The organism is Streptomyces corchorusii (assembly GCF_001514055.1).
In the GTDB taxonomy this organism is placed as follows: domain Bacteria; phylum Actinomycetota; class Actinomycetes; order Streptomycetales; family Streptomycetaceae; genus Streptomyces; species Streptomyces olivaceoviridis.
Genome location: NZ_KQ948386.1, coordinates 1 through 19,876, shown reverse-complemented (window position 1 = coordinate 19,876; position 19,876 = coordinate 1). Strand labels below are relative to the sequence as shown.

At 74.6% G+C, this 19,876-nt stretch carries 13 protein-coding genes, 1 tRNA gene and 1 riboswitch; of the genes, 8 read left to right on the top strand and 6 right to left on the bottom strand.

Annotation, left to right across the window (positions count from 1 at the left end):
- Positions 1-90: 90 nt before the first annotated feature.
- Positions 91-2,070, top strand: coding sequence for a sigma-70 family RNA polymerase sigma factor (locus AQJ11_RS44295; RefSeq protein ID WP_107120983.1), 1,980 nt, complete (start codon positions 91-93; stop codon positions 2,068-2,070).
- On the opposite strand, the gene AQJ11_RS44290 is transcribed toward AQJ11_RS44295, so the two are convergent.
- Together AQJ11_RS44290 and AQJ11_RS44285 are read right to left on the bottom strand one after the other, a co-directional pair.
- Positions 2,057-5,476: an AfsR/SARP family transcriptional regulator gene (locus AQJ11_RS44290; RefSeq protein ID WP_244218673.1), complete on the bottom strand. Its 3,420-nt coding sequence runs from the start codon at positions 5,474-5,476 to the stop codon at positions 2,057-2,059. The two genes, AQJ11_RS44295 and AQJ11_RS44290, sit on opposite strands and share 14 nt — an antisense overlap.
- Positions 5,477-5,673: 197 nt before the next feature.
- A complete protein-coding gene (locus tag AQJ11_RS44285; RefSeq protein ID WP_059267291.1) occupies positions 5,674-7,749 on the bottom strand; it encodes an asparagine synthase-related protein in 2,076 nt (691 codons plus the stop codon).
- Between the two features lie 736 nt (positions 7,750-8,485).
- Here AQJ11_RS44285 and AQJ11_RS44280 point away from each other — a divergent pair.
- The 4 genes from AQJ11_RS44280 to AQJ11_RS44265 all read left to right on the top strand — a co-directional run bounded on the left by AQJ11_RS44280 (position 8,486) and on the right by AQJ11_RS44265 (position 13,404).
- The gene (locus AQJ11_RS44280; RefSeq protein ID WP_014673559.1) at positions 8,486-9,910 is read left to right on the top strand and encodes an NsdA family TPR-like regulatory protein; all 1,425 of its coding nucleotides are present in this window, start codon (positions 8,486-8,488) and stop codon (positions 9,908-9,910) included.
- Positions 9,911-9,978: 68 nt separating this feature from the next.
- The gene (gene lhgO, locus AQJ11_RS44275) at positions 9,979-11,196 is read left to right on the top strand and encodes an L-2-hydroxyglutarate oxidase (RefSeq protein WP_014673560.1); all 1,218 of its coding nucleotides are present in this window, start codon (positions 9,979-9,981) and stop codon (positions 11,194-11,196) included.
- 33 nt (positions 11,197-11,229) lie between these two features.
- Positions 11,230-12,063: a tRNA (guanosine(46)-N7)-methyltransferase TrmB gene (gene trmB, locus AQJ11_RS44270; RefSeq protein WP_059267290.1), complete on the top strand. Its 834-nt coding sequence runs from the start codon at positions 11,230-11,232 to the stop codon at positions 12,061-12,063.
- Between the two features lie 42 nt (positions 12,064-12,105).
- Positions 12,106-13,404, top strand: coding sequence for a PrsW family intramembrane metalloprotease (locus tag AQJ11_RS44265; RefSeq protein ID WP_203348959.1), 1,299 nt, complete (start codon positions 12,106-12,108; stop codon positions 13,402-13,404).
- A gap of 61 nt (positions 13,405-13,465) precedes the next feature.
- On the opposite strand, the gene AQJ11_RS44260 is transcribed toward AQJ11_RS44265, so the two are convergent.
- The 3 genes from AQJ11_RS44260 to AQJ11_RS44250 all read right to left on the bottom strand — a co-directional run bounded on the left by AQJ11_RS44260 (position 13,466) and on the right by AQJ11_RS44250 (position 17,132).
- The gene (locus AQJ11_RS44260; RefSeq protein ID WP_059267289.1) at positions 13,466-14,410 is read right to left on the bottom strand and encodes an aldo/keto reductase; all 945 of its coding nucleotides are present in this window, start codon (positions 14,408-14,410) and stop codon (positions 13,466-13,468) included.
- 83 nt (positions 14,411-14,493) lie between these two features.
- Positions 14,494-15,531 carry a M23 family metallopeptidase gene (locus tag AQJ11_RS44255; RefSeq protein WP_059267288.1) on the bottom strand — a complete coding sequence of 346 codons (1,038 nt, stop codon included), beginning with the start codon at positions 15,529-15,531 and terminating at the stop codon, positions 14,494-14,496.
- Positions 15,532-15,541: 10 nt separating this feature from the next.
- Positions 15,542-15,708, bottom strand: a riboswitch (cyclic di-AMP (ydaO/yuaA leader).
- 203 nt (positions 15,709-15,911) lie between these two features.
- Positions 15,912-17,132 (bottom strand): PP2C family protein-serine/threonine phosphatase, encoded by a 1,221-nt coding sequence (locus AQJ11_RS44250; RefSeq protein WP_059267287.1) that lies wholly within the window; start codon positions 17,130-17,132, stop codon positions 15,912-15,914.
- A gap of 124 nt (positions 17,133-17,256) precedes the next feature.
- Between AQJ11_RS44250 and AQJ11_RS44245 the strand changes: the two genes are divergently transcribed.
- A tRNA-Met gene (locus AQJ11_RS44245) sits at positions 17,257-17,330 on the top strand.
- Between the two features lie 73 nt (positions 17,331-17,403).
- Here AQJ11_RS44245 and AQJ11_RS44240 read toward each other — a convergent pair.
- Complete coding sequence (locus AQJ11_RS44240) at positions 17,404-18,534, bottom strand: dihydrofolate reductase family protein (protein ID WP_059267286.1); 1,131 nt, start codon at positions 18,532-18,534, stop codon at positions 17,404-17,406.
- An 84-nt stretch (positions 18,535-18,618) separates the two neighbouring features.
- On the opposite strand from AQJ11_RS44240, the gene AQJ11_RS44235 reads away from it, so the two are divergent.
- Positions 18,619-19,146, top strand: a complete 528-nt coding sequence (locus AQJ11_RS44235) for a MarR family winged helix-turn-helix transcriptional regulator (protein WP_058081056.1) — start codon at positions 18,619-18,621, stop codon at positions 19,144-19,146.
- 97 nt (positions 19,147-19,243) lie between these two features.
- On the top strand, positions 19,244-19,876 hold a 633-nt coding region (locus tag AQJ11_RS44230), incomplete at its 3' end, for a GTP cyclohydrolase II (RefSeq protein ID WP_014673568.1).

Sequence of the window (19,876 nt, the reverse complement as noted above, 5' to 3'; positions counted from 1 at the left end):
ACGGGGTGCGCGCGGGGGCTCCGAGGGGATTCGGTGTGGCAGTCTGACGCCTGACGGGTTGGGCTGAGCCGGGGTCGGGGGCTGTCCGCGATGGGCGTTGACGGGTGGGACGGGTCGCGCGGTGACGACGGGGACGCGGAGACCCGGGAGCTGGCCTCACCCCAGGTGCCGCACCAAGGCGGGCGGCCGGCTTCCTCCGGCGGGGGCCGTGACGGGAGCGTGCCCGCCCAGCGTGGGGGAAGTGCGCTGCCGCCGCTCCGGGGGCTGCCGCCCGCCGACACCGAGCTGATCGAGCGGATGCGCGGCGGTGACGACTCCGCCTACGAGGAGCTGTACCGACGGCACGCCGACGCGGTACGGCGCTACGCCCGCACCTGCTGCCGGGACTCGCACACCGCCGACGACCTCACCGCCGAGGTGTTCGCGCGGATGCTGCAAGCGGTGCGGGGCGGCTCCGGGCCGGAACACGCCGTACGGGCCTATCTGCTGACCTCGGTCCGGCGTGTCGCCGCCCGCTGGACGCAATCCGCCCGGCGGGAGCAGCTCGTCGACGACTTCGCCCTCTTCGCCCAGCAGGCCGCGCGGGTCCCGGACGCCTCCGACGGCACCGCGTTCATCGGCACCTCCGGTGCGGGCCTCGGTCTCGGCGCCGACGTCCGCGCCCTGCACGAGGCCGAGCAGTCCATGGCCATGCGGGCTTTCCGCTCGCTGCCCGAACGCTGGCAGGCCGTGCTGTGGCACACCGAGGTGGAGGACGAGTCCCCGAGCGAGGTGGCCGTCCTGTTCGGGCTGGACGCCAACGGCACCCGGGTGCTCGCCAGCCGCGCGCGCGAGGGGCTGAGGCAGGCGTACCTCCAGGCCCACGTCAGCGCCGCCCTCGCCCAGGACGAGGAGTGCGCCCGCTACGCCGACCAGCTCGGCGGCTACGCCCGCCGCAAGCTGCGCGTCCGCGCCGAGCGTGGTCTGCGCAAGCACCTGGAGGAGTGCGCCAAGTGCCGGCTGGCGGCGGCGCAGATCGAAGAGGTCGCGAGCGGTATCCCCGCTGTCGTGCCGGTCGCGGTCATCGGCTGGTTCGGGGCCGCCGGGTACGCCAAGGCCCTCGGGATCGTGGCCGGCGGTGCGGGGGCCGGGGCGGCCGGCGCTGCCGCCGCGGCCGGTGGCTCGTCCGGCGGGGCGGGCGGCGCGGGCGGGGCCGCGGCCTCCGGGGGACTCGGGGCGCCGGTGAAGGCCGGCATCGCGGCCGGTGTGGTCGCGGTGGCCGCCGCCGCGGTCGCGCTGGCCCTGGTGAACGACGGCCGTCCGGCGAAGGAGGTCGCCCAGCCGGCGCCTGCCCCCTCCTCGTCCGTGTCCGCGCCGGTCGTACGGCCCGGGACGACCGCGCCCGCACCGCCTGCGCGCACGCCCCCGCCGAAGCCCGCCGTCCGCGCTCCCGAACCGGCGCCGACGCCCGCCGACACGCCCGCCCAAACGCCCACCGCGACACCCCCGACCCCCTCGACACCCCCGTCACCCCCGTCACCCCCGGCGAAGCCGGCCCCCGGGCCCGTCCCGCCGCCTGCGCCCACTCCCCCTGCTCCTCCCACCCCTACGCCGAGGCCGACACCCAAGCCGACCCCGACGCCCGCTCCGCCGCCCACCGTCTACGAGCTGAGCGAGCTGCGCTTCGACGTCGTCGGTGACGGCACCCGGCCCGAGATCGTGCTCGGCGAGAGCAGCTGGGTGTGGCAGCGGTACGGCATGTCCGTCGGCGGCGAGCGGTACGCCCGCGGGGTCACCGTCCACGGCGACTCCTCCGTCACCATCGCCCTCAACCGGCAGTGCACCGCGTACGACGCGCTGGCCGGCGTGGACGACCTGACGCCCGGCCTCGGCAGGGTCTCGTTCTCCGTCTACGCCGACGGGGTGCGGCTGTGGCGGTCCGGCATGGTCAAGGGCCGCGACCCGGCCGTCCCCGTCCACGTCGACCTCACCGGGCGCGGGACCGTACGGCTCGTCGTGGAACCGCACGGCAACGCCGTCGACCGGGCGGCGCTCGCGGACTGGGCGGAGTCCCGGCTCACCTGCCGGTAACCGTCCCGGCGCCCAGCTCGCGCAGGACGTCCGCCACGCCGAAGGAGGCACCCCGGGCGCACTCGGCGGCGTAGCGGTCGGCCGGGAGGGCAGCGCGGGCCGTGGCGCGCACCCGGGCAGCTTCGCCGCGCTCCGGTTCGGGCCGGTCGAGGCCGTCGCGCCAGTGGTCCGCGGCGGCGAACAGCCGCAGCGCGCCCGGCAGATCGCCGAGCCGGGCCAGCAGACCGGCCGCCACGTCCACCAGGCCGGCCGTGATCGACTCGGCGCACCGGTGGTCCACGGCCTCGCGCAGGGCCTTGGCCAGGATCGGCAGCCCGTGCGCGGGCCCCGACCCATGGGCCGCGATCAGCGCCTCGGCCATCCGCTGGGCCGCCACGAACTGCGGGGGCGGGGTGCCGTCCCGGATCACCGCGCGGGTCGCCTCGTACAGCTCGCGGGCCTGCGCGTGCTGGTTGTCGTGCAGGGCGATGTGGGCGCGCAGGAGCAGCACGAAGGCCCGGGACTCGGGTACCGCGTACCGGTCGGCGGCCGTTCCCGCCTCGTCCAGCGCGGCCAGCGCGGCCTCGCGGTCGCCGGAGCGGTAGGAGATCTCGGCGAGCCGGGCGATCAGGAACGGGGACTCGGCGTAGGCACCCACCTCGTAGGCGAGCCGCAGTGCTTCCTCGTACTCGCCGCGCGCCTCCTCGTACCCGCCCCGGACCATGGCCGCCTCGCCGGCCGCGCTGCATATCTGCGCCCGCATCCAGCGGTCGCCGACGCGCCGGCCGAGCGTGCGCAGCTCGGCCAGGTCCTCGTCGACGCCCCGCAGGTTGCCCGGGGAGTCGACGGTGACATGGGCGCGGTACATCAGGGCGACCCCGAGTTCCCAGTCGCCGCCGTAGCGGCGGCAGTTGGCGACGCACTGCGTCATCTGCGGACCGATGTCCGTGGGGCCGCCCAGGTAGTAGGAGGTCAGCGGCCAGATGATGCCCGGAAGCCGGGCGGCCTGCGGTCCGCCGCCTTCGTAGGCCGCCCGCACGCGCGCGAGGTACTCCCGGGTCCGTTCGTCGGCCGCGAGGCTCTCCGTGCCCGTCTCGGCGGTCAGGAACAGGTCCAGCATCCGCAGGTCCATCCGCAGCTCGCGCAGCGGATGGCCGGCCTCGCCGTCGGGAGCGGCGAGGAAGGCGCCCACCGGGTCGGCGGTCGTCGCCCGTGCCCTCACCTCGTCGGCCGGCGCGCCCGCGGGCAGGGTGTCCAGGGCGATGCCCAGGCGGAGCACCAGCCGCACCCAGGCCACCGCCTCCTGACGGTGGTTGCGCAGCCACCAGAACCAGCCGGTGGCCAGGACGACGGCGCCCGCCTCCGCCTCGTCCCCCGCGCGGACGGCGCGGTCCAGGGCCGCGCGGATGTTGTCCAGCTCGGTCTCCAGGCGGGCGATCCAGGGCAGTTGGGCCGCCGACCGCAGCCGCGGCTCCGCCTCCTCGACCAGCGCCCGCACCCATGCGCGGTGGCGTCGCTCGGCCGCCGCGCGCAGCCCGGGGACCTCGGCCGCGCGCTCGGTGGCGTACTCGTGGATGGTCTCCAGCATGCGGTACCGCATGCCGGCGCCGGTGCCGTCCGGGTCGTGCGGGGCGGCGACCACCAGGGACTTGTCGACCAGCGCGCCGATGAGGTCCGCCGCCGGGCCGGTGCACACGGCCTCGGCCGCCGCGAGGTCCCAGCCGCCGGCGAACACCGACACCTCGCGCAGGACCGTACGCTCCCGCTCGTCCAGCAGTTCCCAGGACCAGTCGACGACCGCGCGCAGGGTCTGCTGGCGGGGCAGGACCGTGCGGCTTCCGGAGGTGAGCAGGCGGAAGCGGTCGTCCAGGCGGTCGGCGATCTGGCGCGGGGTCAGCAGCCTGAGCCGGGCCGCGGCCAGCTCGATGGCCAGCGGCAGCCCGTCCAGACGGCGGCAGATCTCCGCCACGGCCTCGGTGTCGCCGAGCACCGCGTCGGCGTCGGGACGGACGGCCTTGGCGCGCTCGGTGAAGAGGCGGTGCGCCTGCTCCGGGACGAGGGGCTCGACCGGGCGCACCGACTCGCCGGGGACGCCCAGGGGTTCCCGGCTGGTCGCGAGGATCGTGAGCCCCGGGCAGTGGGTGAGGAGGGTCTCGGCGAGGGCGGCTGCCGCGCCGATGACGTGCTCGCAGTTGTCAAGGATCAGGAGGTGGCTGCGCGGGGCGCAGTACTCGATCAGCAGGGCCGTGGGGTCGGCCTGCGGGGTCGCCAGCTCGTTGGTCAGCAGCACGGTCTCGCGCAGACCGAGCGCGCTGACCACCGCGCCGGGCACCGCCTCCGGCCGGTCGAGCGGGGCGAGCTCGACCAGCCAGGCCGAGGGCAGTGGTGCGGCGGCCTCCTCGGCGAGGCGGGTCTTCCCCGAGCCGCCCGGTCCGGTGAGCGTCACCAGGCGGGCCCTGTGCACGTCGGAACGAATGGCCTTGAGCTCCGGTTCCCGCCCGACGAAGGAGGTCAGGCGGGGGCGGAGGTTGCCGGTGCGTCCGGGGGGTTTCGGGGGCGCGGGGTACGCCGGATGCGCCGGGTGCCCGGAGGTGTGCGCGGGCTTGGGTGGCTCCAGGTGCTCGGGGGCGTGCGCGGGCTTGGGTGGCTCCAGGTGCTCGGGAGCGTGCGCGGGCTTGGCGGTCTCCTGGTACCCGGGGGCGTCCAGGGGCTCCTGCTTCAGCAACGAGGTGTGCAGGGACTGGAGTTCGGGGCCCGGGTCGGTGCCGAGGGAGTCGGCCAGGGTGCGGCGGGCGGACTCGTAGGCGGCGAGGGCGTCGGCCGGGCGGCCCGTGTCGCGCAGGGCACGGATGAGGAGGGCGTGCAGGGCCTCGTCGTACGGGTGGACGGTGGTCAGTTCCCGCAGCTCCGGTACGGCCTCCCGGGCGCGGCCGAGGGCCAGGGACGCGGCGGCGCGGGCGCGGGCCGCCTCCAGGCGCAGCGCCTCGGGGCGGGCGGCGGCGGTCCGGTCGGGGAGGTCGGCGAGGGCCGGGCCGTACCAGAGGGCGAGGGCCTGGGTGAGGGTGCGGTGGGCGGTGGCCGGGTCGCCGGCGGTGAGGGCCTGGGTGCCGGTGCGGGCGAGGCGCTCGAAGACGTGGAGGTCCACCTCGTCCTCGGCCGCTTCGAGGCGGTAACCGCCCGGGGTGGAGGCGATGGTGTGCCGGCCGAGGGTACGGCGGAGGCGGCCGACGAGGGCCTGGAGGGCGGCGGGGGCGTCCTGGGGCGGGTCGTCCGCCCAGATCTCCTCGACGAGGGTGCGGGGGGCGGTGGTGCGGCCGGGACGGAGGGCCAGGGCGGCGAGGAGCGTCCGCAGGCGCCGGCCGCCGATGGGTACGGGGGTGCCCTGGTCGTCCGCCGCTTGGGTCACGCCCAGGATTCTGTACCGCACCTGGTCATTGTGGCGGGGGGTGGCGGACGGGGCACGGGGGTTTCGGTTCCCGGGGCTCCCCATGCCCGGCACGGCTGCCCGCGGCCGGACGCACCCCGAAGGCGCGGGAGGAGCCGCGCGACCGGCCACGCGGGAACCGCGCGACGGACCCCCGGACGCACGGCGAGCTCAGCCCCCGCCGCTCACACGCCCGCCCCTCACACCCCCGGCGCGAGCGCGCTGCGCCTCGGCTGGATCCCCGAAGGGACCGCGCGGGAGCGGGTCGGGGTGCCCGTCCAGCAGGTGCCGCGGCGGGCGAGGAGGCGGCGGAGCCAGAGTTCGAGGGAGACGAGGTCGGCCAGGCCGTCCAGGGGGAGGGCCTCGCCCGCCGCGGCGGAGCGCAGGGCCTTGCGGACGACACGCGCCTCCACCAGGCCCGCGTCGGCCAGCAGCGGTGTGGAGAAGAGGTCCAGGAGGGGGTCGGCGGCTGCCCGCAGCCCCGCGCGCGCGGCTGCCGCCGAGGACGCGTGGGAGGGCGCGCCCCAGCCGGGCGGGAGGTCGGTGACGCCGGCGCCCTCCAGGACCGTGCGGAGGATGGCGGCGCGGGCGCCGGGCTGGACGCGCAGGGCCTCGGGGAGGTCACGGCAGGCGCGCACGACCTGGTTGTCGAGGAACGGCGCGTGCAGCCGCTGGGAGCGGATCTCCGCGGCCTGCTCCAGGACGCGCAGATCGGCGGCGTGCCGGGCGAGTGCCGCACGCGCGCGGTAGTCGCCGGGGCGCTGCGCCCCGGTCGCGGAGCGGTCCGCCTCCGCCTGGAGCAGAACCGATACTTCAGCCAGCGCCTCCCCCGTCAGCCACCGGGCGGCGGGCCCGGGTCTCGCCCAGGCCAGCGCGGCGAGGGACGCGCCGACCGCCCCCTTGGGCTCGTCGAAGCGGCGCCGCATCAGCCGCTCGGCGAGCACCTCCAGGCCCGCCCGGTAGGGGGTGCGGGCCAGGCGCCGGGCCGCGCTGTACACGCGCGCGGGGACCATCACGGAGCCGTCCGCGCGGGCGAGCGCGGCGACCGGCCGGACCAGGTGGCGCCGTTTGCGGTCCACCAGCAGGTCGGCCAGGCGGGCGGGGTGGGCGTCCAGGACCTGGCGGGCGCCGTGCCCGGTGAAGTGGTCGGCGCTGCCGGCGGCGAGCCGCGCGCGGTGCCGGGCCGCCTGGGCCAGGGAGGGGCCGGGTTCGTCGGTCAACGGGCCGTCGAGGTCGGCGTACGGCAGGGTCTCCTCGCCGCCGGTGACCACGACGTGGTGCAGCCGGGGATTGGCCGCCAGGGCACCGGCGCGCTCCAGTTCGGCCTCGCGGCCGGTCGCGGTCAGATCGTTGAACGTGACGGCGAGCAGCCGTTCGCCCGCGCCCGTACCGTGGCCGAGGAGCGTGCCGGGTCTGCCGGGCAGCCCGGCGGCCAGTAGCGCGAGCGTGCCGGAGGCGGGGCCGCCGGACAGGTCGGCGCCGATGCCGGGGACCGGCATCCCGCGCGCGGCCCGCCGCTCCGCCGGTCCCATGCCGGGCACCGGCCCAGGGTCCAGGTCGGGCACGTGCCGGGGTGCCGACAGCCGGGTGCGGACGGCCTCCACGAGCGCGTCCCGGACGGCGTCCACGGCGCGGCCGGGGTCGGCCGGGGGCGCGGCCACGGCGAGGGAGGCGACCGGCTCGTACCCGGCGACCTCCCGCGCCCCGGCGCGCAGCACCAACGCGTGCCCCGGCGGAATGCGCCGTACGCCGTCGTACGGGGTGCTGTCGCGCAGCGCGGCCGGGACATCCGGGGCGGCGAGCAGAGCGGCGAGGTGGGTGAAGTCGAGGTTGGCCTCGACGAGGTCGGCGAGGGGCAGTGCGGCGGTGGCGTAGGCGGTGCCGCCGGCCCAGGGGGTGTAGAACACCGGCCGGGCGCCCGCGAGATCGCCGCAGACGGTGATGCGGCGGCCGGCCTGGACGACGGCCGTGTAGCTGCCGGGCCAGGTGGTCAGATGGCGCACCGCGCCCCCGCGCGCGGTGAACAGGCCGCGCCTGAGCTCCTCGTCGGTGGCCCCGCAGATGCCGAGGACGGCGATCCGGTTCTGTGCGTCGGCGTGCACCACGCGCACCTCGTCCGGGCGCCAGTCGCCGACGGCCCACAGCGGGTCCGGGTCGCCCCACAGGAGCTGGGAGCCGACCGGGTGCAGGGTCTCGCCGTCGTATCCGACGGCACCGGCGGAGCCGATCCCGGCGGCGCCCGCGGCGGTGCTGCTCCAACCCACCAACCACCGCATCGACGCCTCCACAGGCTGTGGACGAACAGTGCACCGTACGAACCGGACCCCATGCTGCCATGAAGGGCGCGCGGGAGAGGGACGGCGGCACCGCCTTCGATCGAGGGAAAAACCGGGGAAACACGGGGGGCCGGCCTGGGGAGTTGGCGGGCGGCCGGTGTCCGCGGGGCGGGTGCCGGCCGGACGGTACCGCACGGGCCCGGCGCGAATGCGCCCCCTGCGCGCTCCCCCAAACCGCCCTTCGCGCCCTCAAGTTGCATGGTCGGAGCGGCAATTGAGCGCACGCGACAGGGGGTGGTTTTCGGCCAATTAACCGGAGCGGCACCGGAGATGAGCACGCTCCGTACAGGCCTGCGGAGCGCGCGGCGGTCCACACGCGCGCACGGCCCGGGAGGCGGGCATCGCCTCCCGGACCGGTCCGCCACCCGCGGGGATGAAGGCGGCGGTGTCCCCCAGCCCACTGGATCCAGTACAGCGGGCCGACCCACGCAAGAGCCATGGAACCGCTCCCCGGGTGGCCGGAGAAGAGCGCACGGACGGGCGCACGGCCACACGTGCGGGGGCACGCGGCGACAGACCGTGCACGGTGCGTACAGGGCCCGGACTTGCGCACGGACCACAATCCCGCCAACCGGAACAATGCCCCTTAACGCTTGGGATGCGGCGAACTACGCTGGGTTTACGAATGCCGCGTGGTTATGCCAGCGCGGCAGCCGTCTGTGTCGAGGGGTGGCGCATGTCCAGGGAGCAACGCGGGCCGAACGAGAAGCTCGGCGCCGTTCTCGCCCTCGCGGGAATCAGCAACGCGGGCCTCGCCCGCCGCGTCAACGACCTTGGCGCGCAACGCGGGTTGACGCTTCGCTACGACAAGACGTCCGTGGCGCGCTGGGTGTCGAAGGGCATGGTGCCGCAGGGTGCGGCGCCGCACCTCATCGCCGCCGCCATCGGCCAGAAGCTCGGCCGGCCGGTGCCGCTCCACGAGATCGGCCTGGCGGACGCCGATCCCGCGCCCGAAGTGGGTCTCGCCTTCCCGAGGGACGTGGGCCAGGCGGTGAAGTCCGCGACGGAGCTGTACCGCCTCGACCTCGCCGGCCGCCGCGCCGGCTCCGGCGGCATCTGGCAGTCGCTCGCCGGGTCGTTCGCGGTCAGCGCGTACGCAACGCCCGCCTCACGCTGGCTGATAACCCCCGCCGACAGCTCGGTCGCGCGGGAGGCGGGCTCCGCCGAGGGGTCCGGCGCACCGATCAAAGTCGGCCACAGCGATGTGCGCAAGCTCCGGGAGGCCGCCGAGGACGCCAGACGGTGGGACTCCAAGTACGGCGGCGGGGACTGGCGTTCCTCGATGGTGCCGGAGTGCCTGCGGGTGGAGGCGGCCCCGCTGCTGCTCGGCTCCTACTCCGACGAGGTCGGCCGCGCCCTGTTCGGCGCCTCGGCCGAACTCACCCGGCTCGCCGGGTGGATGGCCTTCGACACCGGGCAGCAGGAGGCCGCGCAGCGGTACTACATCCAGGCGCTGCGGCTCGCGCGGGCGGCGGCGGACGTCCCGCTGGGAGGCTACGTCCTCGCCTCCATGTCGTTGCAGGCGACCTACCGGGGCTTCGGCGACGAGGGGGTCGATCTGGCGCAGGCCGCGCTGGAGCGGAACCGGGGGCTGGCGACCGCGCGGACGATGAGTTTCTTCCGGCTGGTCGAGGCGCGGGCACACGCGCGCGCGGGAGACGCGCAGGCGGCCGGCGCGGCACTGAAGGCGGCGGAGGGGTGGCTGGAACGCTCCCGTCCCGGCGACAACGACCCGTCCTGGCTCGGCTTCTACGGGTACGACCGGTTCGCCGCGGACGCCGCCGAGTGCTACCGGGACCTGAAGGCCCCGCGTCAGGTGCGCAGGTTCACCGAGCAGGCGCTGTCGAAGCCGACGGAGGAGTTCGTGCGCTCGCACGGGCTCAGGCTGGTCGTCTCCGCGGTCGCCGAGCTGGAGTCGGGCAACCTCGACGCGGCGTGCGAGCAGGGGGTGCGGGCCGTGGAGGTGGCCGGGCGGATCTCGTCGGCACGGACGACGGAGTACGTGAAGGACCTCCTGCACCGGCTGGAGCCGTACGGGGACGAGCCGCGGGTGGTGGAGCTGCGGGAGCGGGCCCGGCCCCTGCTGATGGCTCCGGCGTAGAGAGGGACACTGCCGCACCCGGCGTTTGAAGCCGTTGTCAGTGGCGCAATGCACTATCGGAGGCGGAGGTGGTGCAGGTGCGGGCCGGGGCGTACGACTGTGATGTGCTCGTCATCGGTGGGGGGATCGTCGGGCTGTCGACCGCGTATGCGATCACCCGGGCCGCGCCCGGTACGCGCGTGATCGTGCTGGAGAAGGAGCCGGGGCCGGCCCGGCACCAGACGGGGCGCAACAGCGGGGTCATCCACAGCGGGATCTACTACCGGCCGGACTCGCTCAAGGCGCGGTACGCGGTGCGGGGCGCCGCCGAGATGGTGAAGTTCTGCGCCGAGTACGGCATCGCGCACGCCGTCACCGGCAAGCTGATCGTCGCCACCGAGCGGGACGAGCTGCCACGGCTGCACGCGCTGGTGCAGCGGGGGCGGGAGAACGGCATCCCGGTGCGGGAGCTGGGACCCGCGCAGATCACCGAGTACGAACCTCAGGTGCGCGGCCTCGCCGCCATACACGTCGGTACGACCGGGGTGTGCGACTTCGTGGGCGTCGCGGGCGAGCTGGCGCGGGCCTCCGGGGCGGAGATCCGCTACGGCGCCCGGGTCGTGCGCGTGGACCGGCGGCCGGAGCGGGGCGTGGCCGTGCTCACCGCGGCCGGGGACGTCGTACGCGCGCGCGTGCTGGTGAACTGCGCCGGGCTGCACTGCGACGAGGTGGCGCGGCTGACCGGCGACGACCCCGAGGTGCGGATCGTGCCGTTCCGCGGGGAGTACTACGAGCTGGCGCGGCCGGAACTGGTGCGGGGGCTGGTGTACCCGGTGCCGGACCCGGCGTTCCCGTTCCTCGGGGTGCATCTGACGCGCGGGATCGACGGGGGCGTGCACATCGGGCCCAACGCGGTGCCGGCGCTCGCCCGTGAGGGGTACGACTGGGGGGTCGTACGGCCCCGGGAGCTGGCCGGGACGGTCGCGTGGCCGGGGTCCTGGGCCATCGCCCGGCGGCACTGGCGGTACGGCGCCGGCGAGCTGCGCCGGTCAGTGTCCAAGGGCGCGTTCCTGGAGGCCGTGCGAAGACTGCTGCCCGCGGTGGAGGCCGGGGACCTGGTGCGGGCCCCGGCCGGGGTGCGGGCGCAGGCGGTGCTGCGGGACGGGACGCTGGTGGACGACTTCCTGATCCGGGAGGGGGCGCGGGCGGTGCACGTGCTGAACGCGCCCTCGCCGGCGGCCACGGCTTCGCTGCCGATCGGGCGGGAGATCGGGCGCCGGGCGCTGGCGATGCTCGGCTCGCTGTAGTGGCCCGTGGGCACCCGTAAAATCGGTCGTACTGTGTCTGACTCCCTGAACGCCCCCGCCCCGCGCCCGGCCCCCCACAGCCCCGGTGCCCCCGTCCGGCACACCCGGGCCAAGGGCGAGCCGCGCTTTCCCGACGGGCCCAAGGCCGATCCGGCCGGGTCGCACTTCGAACGGCGGATCCGGAGCTTCCAGCCGCGGCGGAGCCGGGTGACGGCCGGGCAGGCCGACGCGTTGCAGCGGCTGTGGCCCACGTGGGGGCTGGACATCGACGGGCAGCGGGTGATCGACCTCGGCGAGCTGTTCGGCAACGACCGGCCCGTGGTCCTGGAGATCGGGTTCGGGATGGGCGAGGCCACCGCGCGGATGGCCGCGGGCGACCCGGACACCAACATCCTGGCCGTCGACGTGCACACCCCCGGCCAGGGGAACCTGCTGGGTCTCGCCGAACGCAGCGGCCTGTCCAACGTCCGGGTGGGCAACGGCGACGCGATCATCCTGCTCCGCGAGATGCTCCGCGCGGACTCGCTGGACGGGCTGCGCGTCTACTTCCCCGACCCCTGGCCCAAGAAGCGGCACCACAAGCGGCGGCTCATCCAGCCCGAGTTCCTGACGCTCGCCGCGTCCCGGATGAGGCCCGGCGCGCTCCTGCACTGCGCGACCGACTGGGAGCCGTACGCCGAGCAGATGCTGGAGGTGCTCACCGCGCACCCCGGCTTCGAGAACACCCAGGCGGACGGCGGCTTCGCACCACGCCCGGAGTTCCGGCCACTGACCCGTTTCGAGGGACAGGGACTGGACAAGGGACATGTGGTGAACGACCTGCTGTTCCGGCGCGTCCCGCACACCACCGCTGAGCAGGACCGATAATCCGTTCCAGCCCCTCGTCCCGCCACCGTTAGGGTCGATGCCGTGGCCACCAGTCCTCCGTTTCCGACGTATCCCCCGAGTCCCGGCGGCGGTGTGCTCCACCACCCGCACTGGTGGCAGCGCAGGTGGGTGCGGTACGGAGCACTGAGTTCCCTGCTGGCCCTGTCCGGCCTGGTCATCCTCGCGCTCGTACGGCGGCAGACCGGCACGGAGGGCTTCCTCGTCGGTCTCGGGCTCGCCGTGCTGCCCGTGCCCTGGCTGATGGCCGCCTTCCGGTGGCTGGACCGGGTGGAGCCGGGCCCCTGGCGGAACCTGGTCTTCTCCTTCGCCTGGGGGGCCTGTGCGGCGGCGCTGATAGCCATCGTGGCCAACAGCTTCGCGACCAAGTGGATCGCCACCTCGACCGCGGATCCGGCCAGTGCCGACACGCTCGGCGCCACCGTGATAGCCCCCATCGTGGAGGAGTCCGCGAAGGCCGCCGCCGTCCTGCTGGTGTTCCTCTTCCGCCGGCGTGACTTCACCGGGATCGTGGACGGGGTGGTGATAGCGGGCGTCACCGCCACCGGGTTCGCGTTCACCGAGAACATCCTCTATCTCGGTACGGCCTTCGGGACCGACCAGCTCACCGGCGACCGCGGCATCGCCTCCGTCACCGCCGCCACCTTCTTCGTGCGCATCGTGATGTCCCCGTTCGCGCACCCCCTGTTCACCGTCCTCACCGGCATCGGCTTCGGCGTCGCCGCGCTGTCCGCCGAGCGGCAGCACGCGCGGCGGGTGCTGCTGCCGGTCTGCGGGCTGCTGCTGGCGATGGGCATGCACGCCTTCTGGAACGGCTCCTCCACCTTCGGCGAGTACGGCTTCTTCGCCGTCTACGGCGCCTTCATGGTGCCCGCGTTCGCGGTGGTGACCTGGCTCGCGATCCGGACCCGGCAGCGGGAGCTGCGGACCGTGCGGGCGGAGCTGCCCACGTATGTGCTGGCCGGGTGGCTGGGGCCGGCCGAGCCGTTCGCGCTCGGGTCGATGCGGGCGCGCCGGATGGCCCGGGACTACGCCCGCCACCACCACGGGCGCCAGGCGGCGCGGGAGGTGGCCCGGTACGAGGCGTGCGCGACCTCGCTGGCGTTCCTGCGGCACCGGGGGCGGAAGGGCAAGGCCGGGCCCGACTTCGTCGTCCGGGAGCGTGAGCTGCTGGACGAGCTGTGGCGGCGCAGGGATGTGGCCCGGCCCGCGTTGGAGTACGCGAGCAGGGCGTCCGTTCCGCCGCCCGGCCAGTGGGGGGCGGCGGCGCCGTACGGGTATCCGGCGGTGCCGTACCCCGCGTACAACCCGTACCGGACGTAGTCACGGGGGCTGACGGGGGTCCTCCGGCACCGCCGGGCCGCACCGTCGCGCGGGGGACGGGCTAGGCGGACGCCTCCGTCAGGCGGGCCACCTCGGTCTCCGTCAGCTTCAGCTCCGCCACCCCCAGCAGCGCCGGAAGCTGTTCCACCGTCCTCGCCGAGGCGATCGGGGCCGTGACCGTGGGCTGGGCGGCGAGCCAGGCCAGGGCGACCGTGGCGACCGGGGCCTCGTGGGCCGCGGCGATCTCGTCCAGGGCCGCGAGGACCTTCTGGCCGCGCTCGGACTCCGCGTGCTTCTGCGCTCCTTCGGCGCGGGCGCTGTCGACGGTCTTGCCGGGCCGGTACTTGCCGGTGAGGAAGCCCGAGGCGAGGGAGAAGTACGGGACGGCGGACAGGCCCTCGCGGGCGACGAGGTCCTGCAACGGGCCCTCGTAGGTGTCCCGGGAGACCAGGTTGTAGTGCGGCTGGACGGCGACGTAGCGGGCGAGGCCCTCGCGGTCGGAGAAGTCCAGGGAGGCCCGCAGCCGCTCGGGGCTGATGTTGGAGGCGGCGATGTGCCGCACCTTTCCGGCCTTCACCAGCTCGTCCAGCGCGCCGATGATCTCCTCGACCGGCACCTCGGGCTTGTCGTAGTGGGTGTAGTAGAGGTCGATGTGGTCGGTGCCCAGGCGGCGCAGGGAGGCGTCGGCGGCGGCCTTGATGTTGGCGGCGGACAGGCCCTGGTACTCGGGGTGCTGGCTGACCTTGGTGGCGATGACGACCTCGGAGCGGTTGCCGCGGGCCTTGACCCACTTGCCGATGATCGTCTCCGACTCGCCGCCCTGGTTGCCCTCGATCCAGGCGGAGTAGGAGTCGGCGGTGTCGACGAAGTTGCCGCTCGCCGCGGTGTAGGCGTCGAGAACGGCGAAGGAGGTCTGTTCGTCGGCGGTCCAGCCGAACACGTTGCCGCCGAGGGAGAGCGGGAAGACCTCAAGATCGGAAGAACCGAGTTTACGAAGTGACGTCATACGTCATGTCAACACCGGCGGTGGGTGATCGCATCCCACCGCCGGGGCCGAGTTCCCGCCAAGTTCCCGCGAGGGGCGGGCCGTCAGGGGGTGAGGCCCTTGTCGCGCAGCCACGCCATCGGGTCGATGCCGGTGGGCTGGCCGTCGGGGTGGACCTCCATGTGGAGGTGCGGGCCGGTGACGTTGCCGGTCGCGCCGACGCGGCCGATGACCTCGCCGGTGGCCACCTTCTGGCCGACGGAGACGCTGATCGAGGACTGGTGGCAGAACCACAGCTCGGTGCCGTCGTCCAGGGTGAGGATCGTGCGGTAGCCGTAGGAGCCGGCCCAGCCCGCCTCGGTGATCGTGCCGCTGTGCACGGCCTTGATCAGGGTTCCGGTGGGTGCGGCGAAGTCGAGGCCGGTGTGGTAGCCGGAGGACCACATCCCGCCGGCCTGGCCGAAGGTCGAGGTGATCGTGTACGAGGAGGTGGGCAGCGTGTACTGCTCGGCCAGCTTCGCCAGCCGCTCCTCCTCGGCCTTCTTCTCGGCGGCGGCCTCCGCCTTCTCCTTGGCCGCGGCGGCCTTGGCGGCGGCCTCCTTCTCGGCCTGGGCGGCGGCGTCGGCGCTCTGCTTCTCGGCCGCGGCGACCGCGGCGGCGGTGGCCTTGCTCTCGGCCTGGCCCTGCTGCTGCTCGGCCTGGGCCATGATCCGGTTGCGCAGCGCCTCGCCCGCGTCGGCGCCGTCCTCGCCGGCGGCCGTGGTCACGCCGACGGTGCTCAGCGTGGCCGTGGCGGCCTGGGCCGGCTGGTGGTCGGCGGAGTCGTCGCCGAAGAGGGAGCCGACCGAGGGCAGGTCCGGCAGGGAGATGGAGACCGGCGGCTTGCCGGTGTTGGCGCTGGCCATGCCGCCCGCGCCGACCGCGGCCATGACGCCGACGCCCAGGACGGTGGAGCTGCGCGCGAAGCCGCCGCGCTGCTTGGCGACGCGGTGCCGGCCGCGCACCGGGGCGACGGACTCCTCGGTGGGGTTCCACTCCTCCCAGGGGCCCTCCTCGGCCTGGTAGGCGCCGTACCCGAAGGTCTCGGGCTCGCGCTGTGCCGGTATGAACGGGGCTTCTGGGACAGGCCGGTTGGACGCCACGCGGGCGTACTCCTTTCCTTCCTTTCGCCTACCGGGTTAGCTGACGGGTTCGGAGCAGGAAGGTCTCCTACGCGCGTATACCGGTCGTGGACTCCGTGAGTTCACGGCGGCATCCGCGTGATTCACCCCAGGGTGGTGGTTCCCCGGCTCCCTTGCGGGATTCGGCGTGTGCGCACGGAGCCGCCTCTTGTGACGGCTGTGACGACCGCGCTGCGTTATCGAACGTTAATAGACTTGCCAGTCACTTTCCAAGCCGTTCGGCTTGATCATTCGCGTCTTTACCGGCGGAGTTATCGGCCACTACCCCGTCAAAGCGGGCGAGTTGACCGGGCGCCGGCCCGGTTCAGCAGTCACCTTCGGTTTTGATGGTGACTCAGATGTTATGCGGACGGCGCTCGCCCGGTGACCGTCGGTGACGTCGCGGGCCGTCGTACGGCGAGGAGCGCCATGTCGTCGGTCATGCCGCCCCCGGAGTGCCGGCGCACCTCCTCGGCGAGCCGGCCGACCAGCGCCGCCGGGCCGGGGAAGGTGCGCCCCGCGAGCCGCCGTGCGGGGTCGTAGAACCGGCCGTGGGCGTCCCGGGCCTCGGACAGGCCGTCGGTGTGGAACAGCAGGGTCGCGCCGCTCGGGAAGGCGGTCTCGGTGGCCCGGTCCGGCCACAGGCCGAGGTCGCCCATGCCGAGCGGCAGCGCGGGCTCGGCGGGGGCCAGGGTGCGCAGGGTGCCGTCGGCGTGCAGCAGCAGCGGTGGCGGATGGCCGCGGTTGACGATCCGTACGACGCCGTCGCCGTGCGGGAGTTCGGCGAGGACCGCGGTGGTGAACCCCTCGAAGGCGTCGATCCCGTCGCGCCGGGTGCCCTCGCGGGCCAGCGCCCGCTCCAGTCGCTCGGCGACCGCCTCCAGCGTGGCCTCCTGCTCGGCCGCCTCCCGGAACGCGCCGATCACCACGGCCACCGCGGCGACCGCGCCCATGCCCTTGCCGCGCACGTCCCCGACGACCAGCCGGACGCCGTACGGGCTGTCCTGCACCGCGTACAGGTCGCCGCCGATGAACGCGTCCTGCCGTGCCGCCTCGTAGCAGGCGGCGATCTCGTAGCCGCCGATCCGCTCGTCCGGCTCCGGCAGGACGGCCCGCTGGGCGGCCTCGGCGATCTCCCGGGCGGAGGCGAGCCGCCGGTCGCCGCGGCGGACCACCCGGTTGATGGCGACGGCCAGCAGGGCGACCGTCGCGACGGTGACCACGTCGGTGAGGGTGCCCACGGCCGGATGGACCCCGGCGTCGGTGTGCACGGCGTAGGCGGCGGCGAGGGAGGCGAGGCCGGTCAGGACGGTGGTGCGCAACGACGACAAGGGCGCGGCGACCAGCGGGGCCGCGGTGAAGAACGGGACGGCCGTGAAGTCGTCCGGGGCGAGCAGGCCGTACAGGACACCGCAGACGATGAGCAGGGCGGGCAGGGTGCGGGCCAGGGCACGGGGGCCCGGACGGCGGCGGGCGCGCACCGGCACCGGTGCGTCCCCGAGGCCCGGGTCGGGCACGGGGTCGCCGGGAAGCCGGCCGCCCGCCCTGGCGTACGGGCTCTCCTCCACCTTTCCAGGGCGCACCGCGTGTCTCCCGGTTGTCCGACGTACCTCCAGGTTTCCGGGCCCCGGAGCGGGCGGCGACCGGTGTGGGCCGAAAGGGGTGTGCGAGCGGTCCCGCGCATGGCGTACACTGGAGTCACAACGACGCGGGGTGGAGCAGCTCGGTAGCTCGCTGGGCTCATAACCCAGAGGTCGCAGGTTCAAATCCTGTCCCCGCTACTGAAGACTCAGGGCCCGGAATCCAGCGGATTCCGGGCCCTGAGTCGTTTCCGGCCCCGGGCCGGGCGGGCGCTCACAGCAAGTGGGCGTTCGGCGCCTTGGCGAGCTCCTCCAGCTCGGGAAGCACGACGACCCGCGCGCCCCCCGCGACCAGGACCCCGCTTCCGTCGGCCCCCGCCACGAACGTGTCCGGCTCACGCCACGCGGTGACCACCCTGCGCACCCCGGCCCGGAGGATCAGCTCGGCACAGGGCGCCGGCCGGGACGCGCGCCGGGCGCAGGGCTCCAGGCTGCTGTACACCGTGGCGCCGGTGATCCGCGCGTCGGCGGGAGCGATCTTCGCGAGCGCCGCCTCCTCCGCGTGCACGACCGGATCGGCGCCCTCGCGGGAGTACCCCCGCGACAGCTCCGTACCGTCGGCGGCCACCACCACCGCACCGACGCTGAACGCCGTCTCCGACGGCGGGCACAGCGCCGCCAGTTCACAGGCGGTGCGCAGCCAGTGGCGGTCGGCGGCGGTGGCGACCGCCCCGGTGCCGGGCGCCGTCGGCACGTACCGCATGAGCACGACGTCCTCGATCCGGCGGGTGTCGAGCAGGCGCAGCCGTCCGGGCTGGTAGGCCCCCGGCCCGAACAGGCGGGGCGCCGCGGGGTCGCCGACGAACAGGGGGGCGAGGACCAGCTGGAGTTCGTCGGCGAGGCCCTGGTGCAGGAGCTGGGTGTGGACCGTGCCGCCGCCCTCGACCATCAGACGGCCGACGCCGCGCACGTCGTGCAGGTGCTCCAGCAGGGCCCGCCAGTCCAGGACGGGACCGAGCGGAACGACGTCGGCGGTGCTCCCGAGGCGGCGGGCGGCCCGCTCGGCGCCCTGGTCGGTGGTGTAGACGATCTTGTCACCGCCGGTGTGCCAGAACCTGGCGTCCGGGTCGAGGTCGCCGGTGGCGGTGACCGTGACCTTCAGGGGGTACTCCGGCTTGCCGCCCGCCACCCGGGCCGCGCGCCGCTCGGCGGAGTTGACCAGCAGGCGGGGGTTGTCGGCGCGGATCGTGCCGGCGCCGACGAGGATCGCGTCGACCGAGGCCCGTACCGCGTCGACCCGGTCGAAGTCGGCCGGGCTGGACAGCAGCAGGCGTTCGGGGCCGGTGTCGTCCAGGTAGCCGTCGAGGGAGACGGCGGCGGACAGCAGCACGTACGGCAGGGGCATCGGCGCCCTCTCTTCGCGGAGGCGGACCTCACTCGTCCGGACGGACGGCTTGGTTCAACTTTTAAACAAACTTACACTGGCGGCATGACGACCCGCTGGCTCACCCCCGAGGAGCAGCGCGCCTGGCGCGCCTACATGGCCGCCTCCCGCCTCCTGGAGGACGCCATCGACCGGCAACTCCAGCAGGAGGGCGGCATGCCGCACCTGTTCTACTCGGTGCTGGCCAACCTCTCCGAGGCCCCCGACCGGCGGCTGCGCATGACCGATCTCGCCGAGACGCTGAAGATCACCCGCAGCCGGCTCACGTACGTGGTGACCCGGCTGGAGCGGGACGGCCTGGTGCGCCGGGAGAACTGCCGCTGGGACAAGCGCAGCTCGCTCGCCGTGCTGACGGACGAGGGGGTGGCCGTCCTGGAGCGTACGGCACCCGGACATGTGGAGACGGTCCGCAGCACCCTGTTCGACCGGCTCACCCCGGAGCAGGTGGGGCAGTTGGAGGAGATCTGCACGGGGATCGCGCGGGGCCTCCAGGGCGAGGACGACGCGTCCGGCGCCGAGGACGTCCCCTGGCGGCGCCGTTCGTCCTGCTCGTCGTCCCCGGCGTCCTCCTGAGCGGACCGGACCCACTGATTGCTTTAACTTTTAAGCAGAGGTAGGGTCCCTGCGAACCGCTGCTTCAAATCTGAAGCAACTGTCCGGGAGGACCCGCATGCCCGACATCCCCGCCGCCACCCCGCGCGCCCGCGTCCGGGTACCGCTGCGCTTCGCCGACGGCTACGGCGCCGACGCGGAACTCGTCACCTTCCACGGCCTCACCGACGGCCGGGAACACCTCGCCGTCGTCCTCGGCGAGCCCGGCCCGGTCCCGCTGGTGCGCCTGCACTCCGAGTGCCTGACCGGGGACGTCTTCGGCTCGGCCCGCTGCGACTGCGGACCGCAGCTGCGCGAGGCGGTCGAGCGCATCGCCGACCGCGGCGGCGTCCTGCTCTACCTCCGCCAGGAGGGCCGGGGCATCGGCCTCTACAACAAGCTCGACGCGTACGCCCTCCAGGACGGGGGCCTCGACACCTACGCGGCGAACGCCGCCCTCGGCCTGCCGGAGGACGCCCGCGACTACACGGCCGCCGCCCAGATGCTCGGCGCCCTCGGCATCACCGAGCTGGACCTGCTCTCCAACAACCCCGACAAGGCCGAACAGCTGCGCTCGCTGGGGATCGCGGTACGGGACCGGGTGCCGACCGGCGTCTTCACCACCGCCCACAACGTCCGCTACCTGCGCGCGAAGGTGCTCCAGACCCAGCACACCCTGCCGCTGGCCGAACTGACCGAGCTGACGGCGGGC

Coding starts and splice junctions, on each gene's coding strand:
- AQJ11_RS44280 (WP_014673559.1), top strand. CDS start 8,486: ATGTCCAGGGAGCAACGCGGGCCGAACGAGAAGCTCGGCGCCGTTCTC.
- AQJ11_RS44240 (WP_059267286.1), bottom strand. CDS start 18,534: ATGCCCCTGCCGTACGTGCTGCTGTCCGCCGCCGTCTCCCTCGACGGC.
- AQJ11_RS44235 (WP_058081056.1), top strand. CDS start 18,619: ATGACGACCCGCTGGCTCACCCCCGAGGAGCAGCGCGCCTGGCGCGCC.
- AQJ11_RS44260 (WP_059267289.1), bottom strand. CDS start 14,410: ATGACGTCACTTCGTAAACTCGGTTCTTCCGATCTTGAGGTCTTCCCG.
- AQJ11_RS44295 (WP_107120983.1), top strand. CDS start 91: ATGGGCGTTGACGGGTGGGACGGGTCGCGCGGTGACGACGGGGACGCG.
- AQJ11_RS44285 (WP_059267291.1), bottom strand. CDS start 7,749: ATGCGGTGGTTGGTGGGTTGGAGCAGCACCGCCGCGGGCGCCGCCGGG.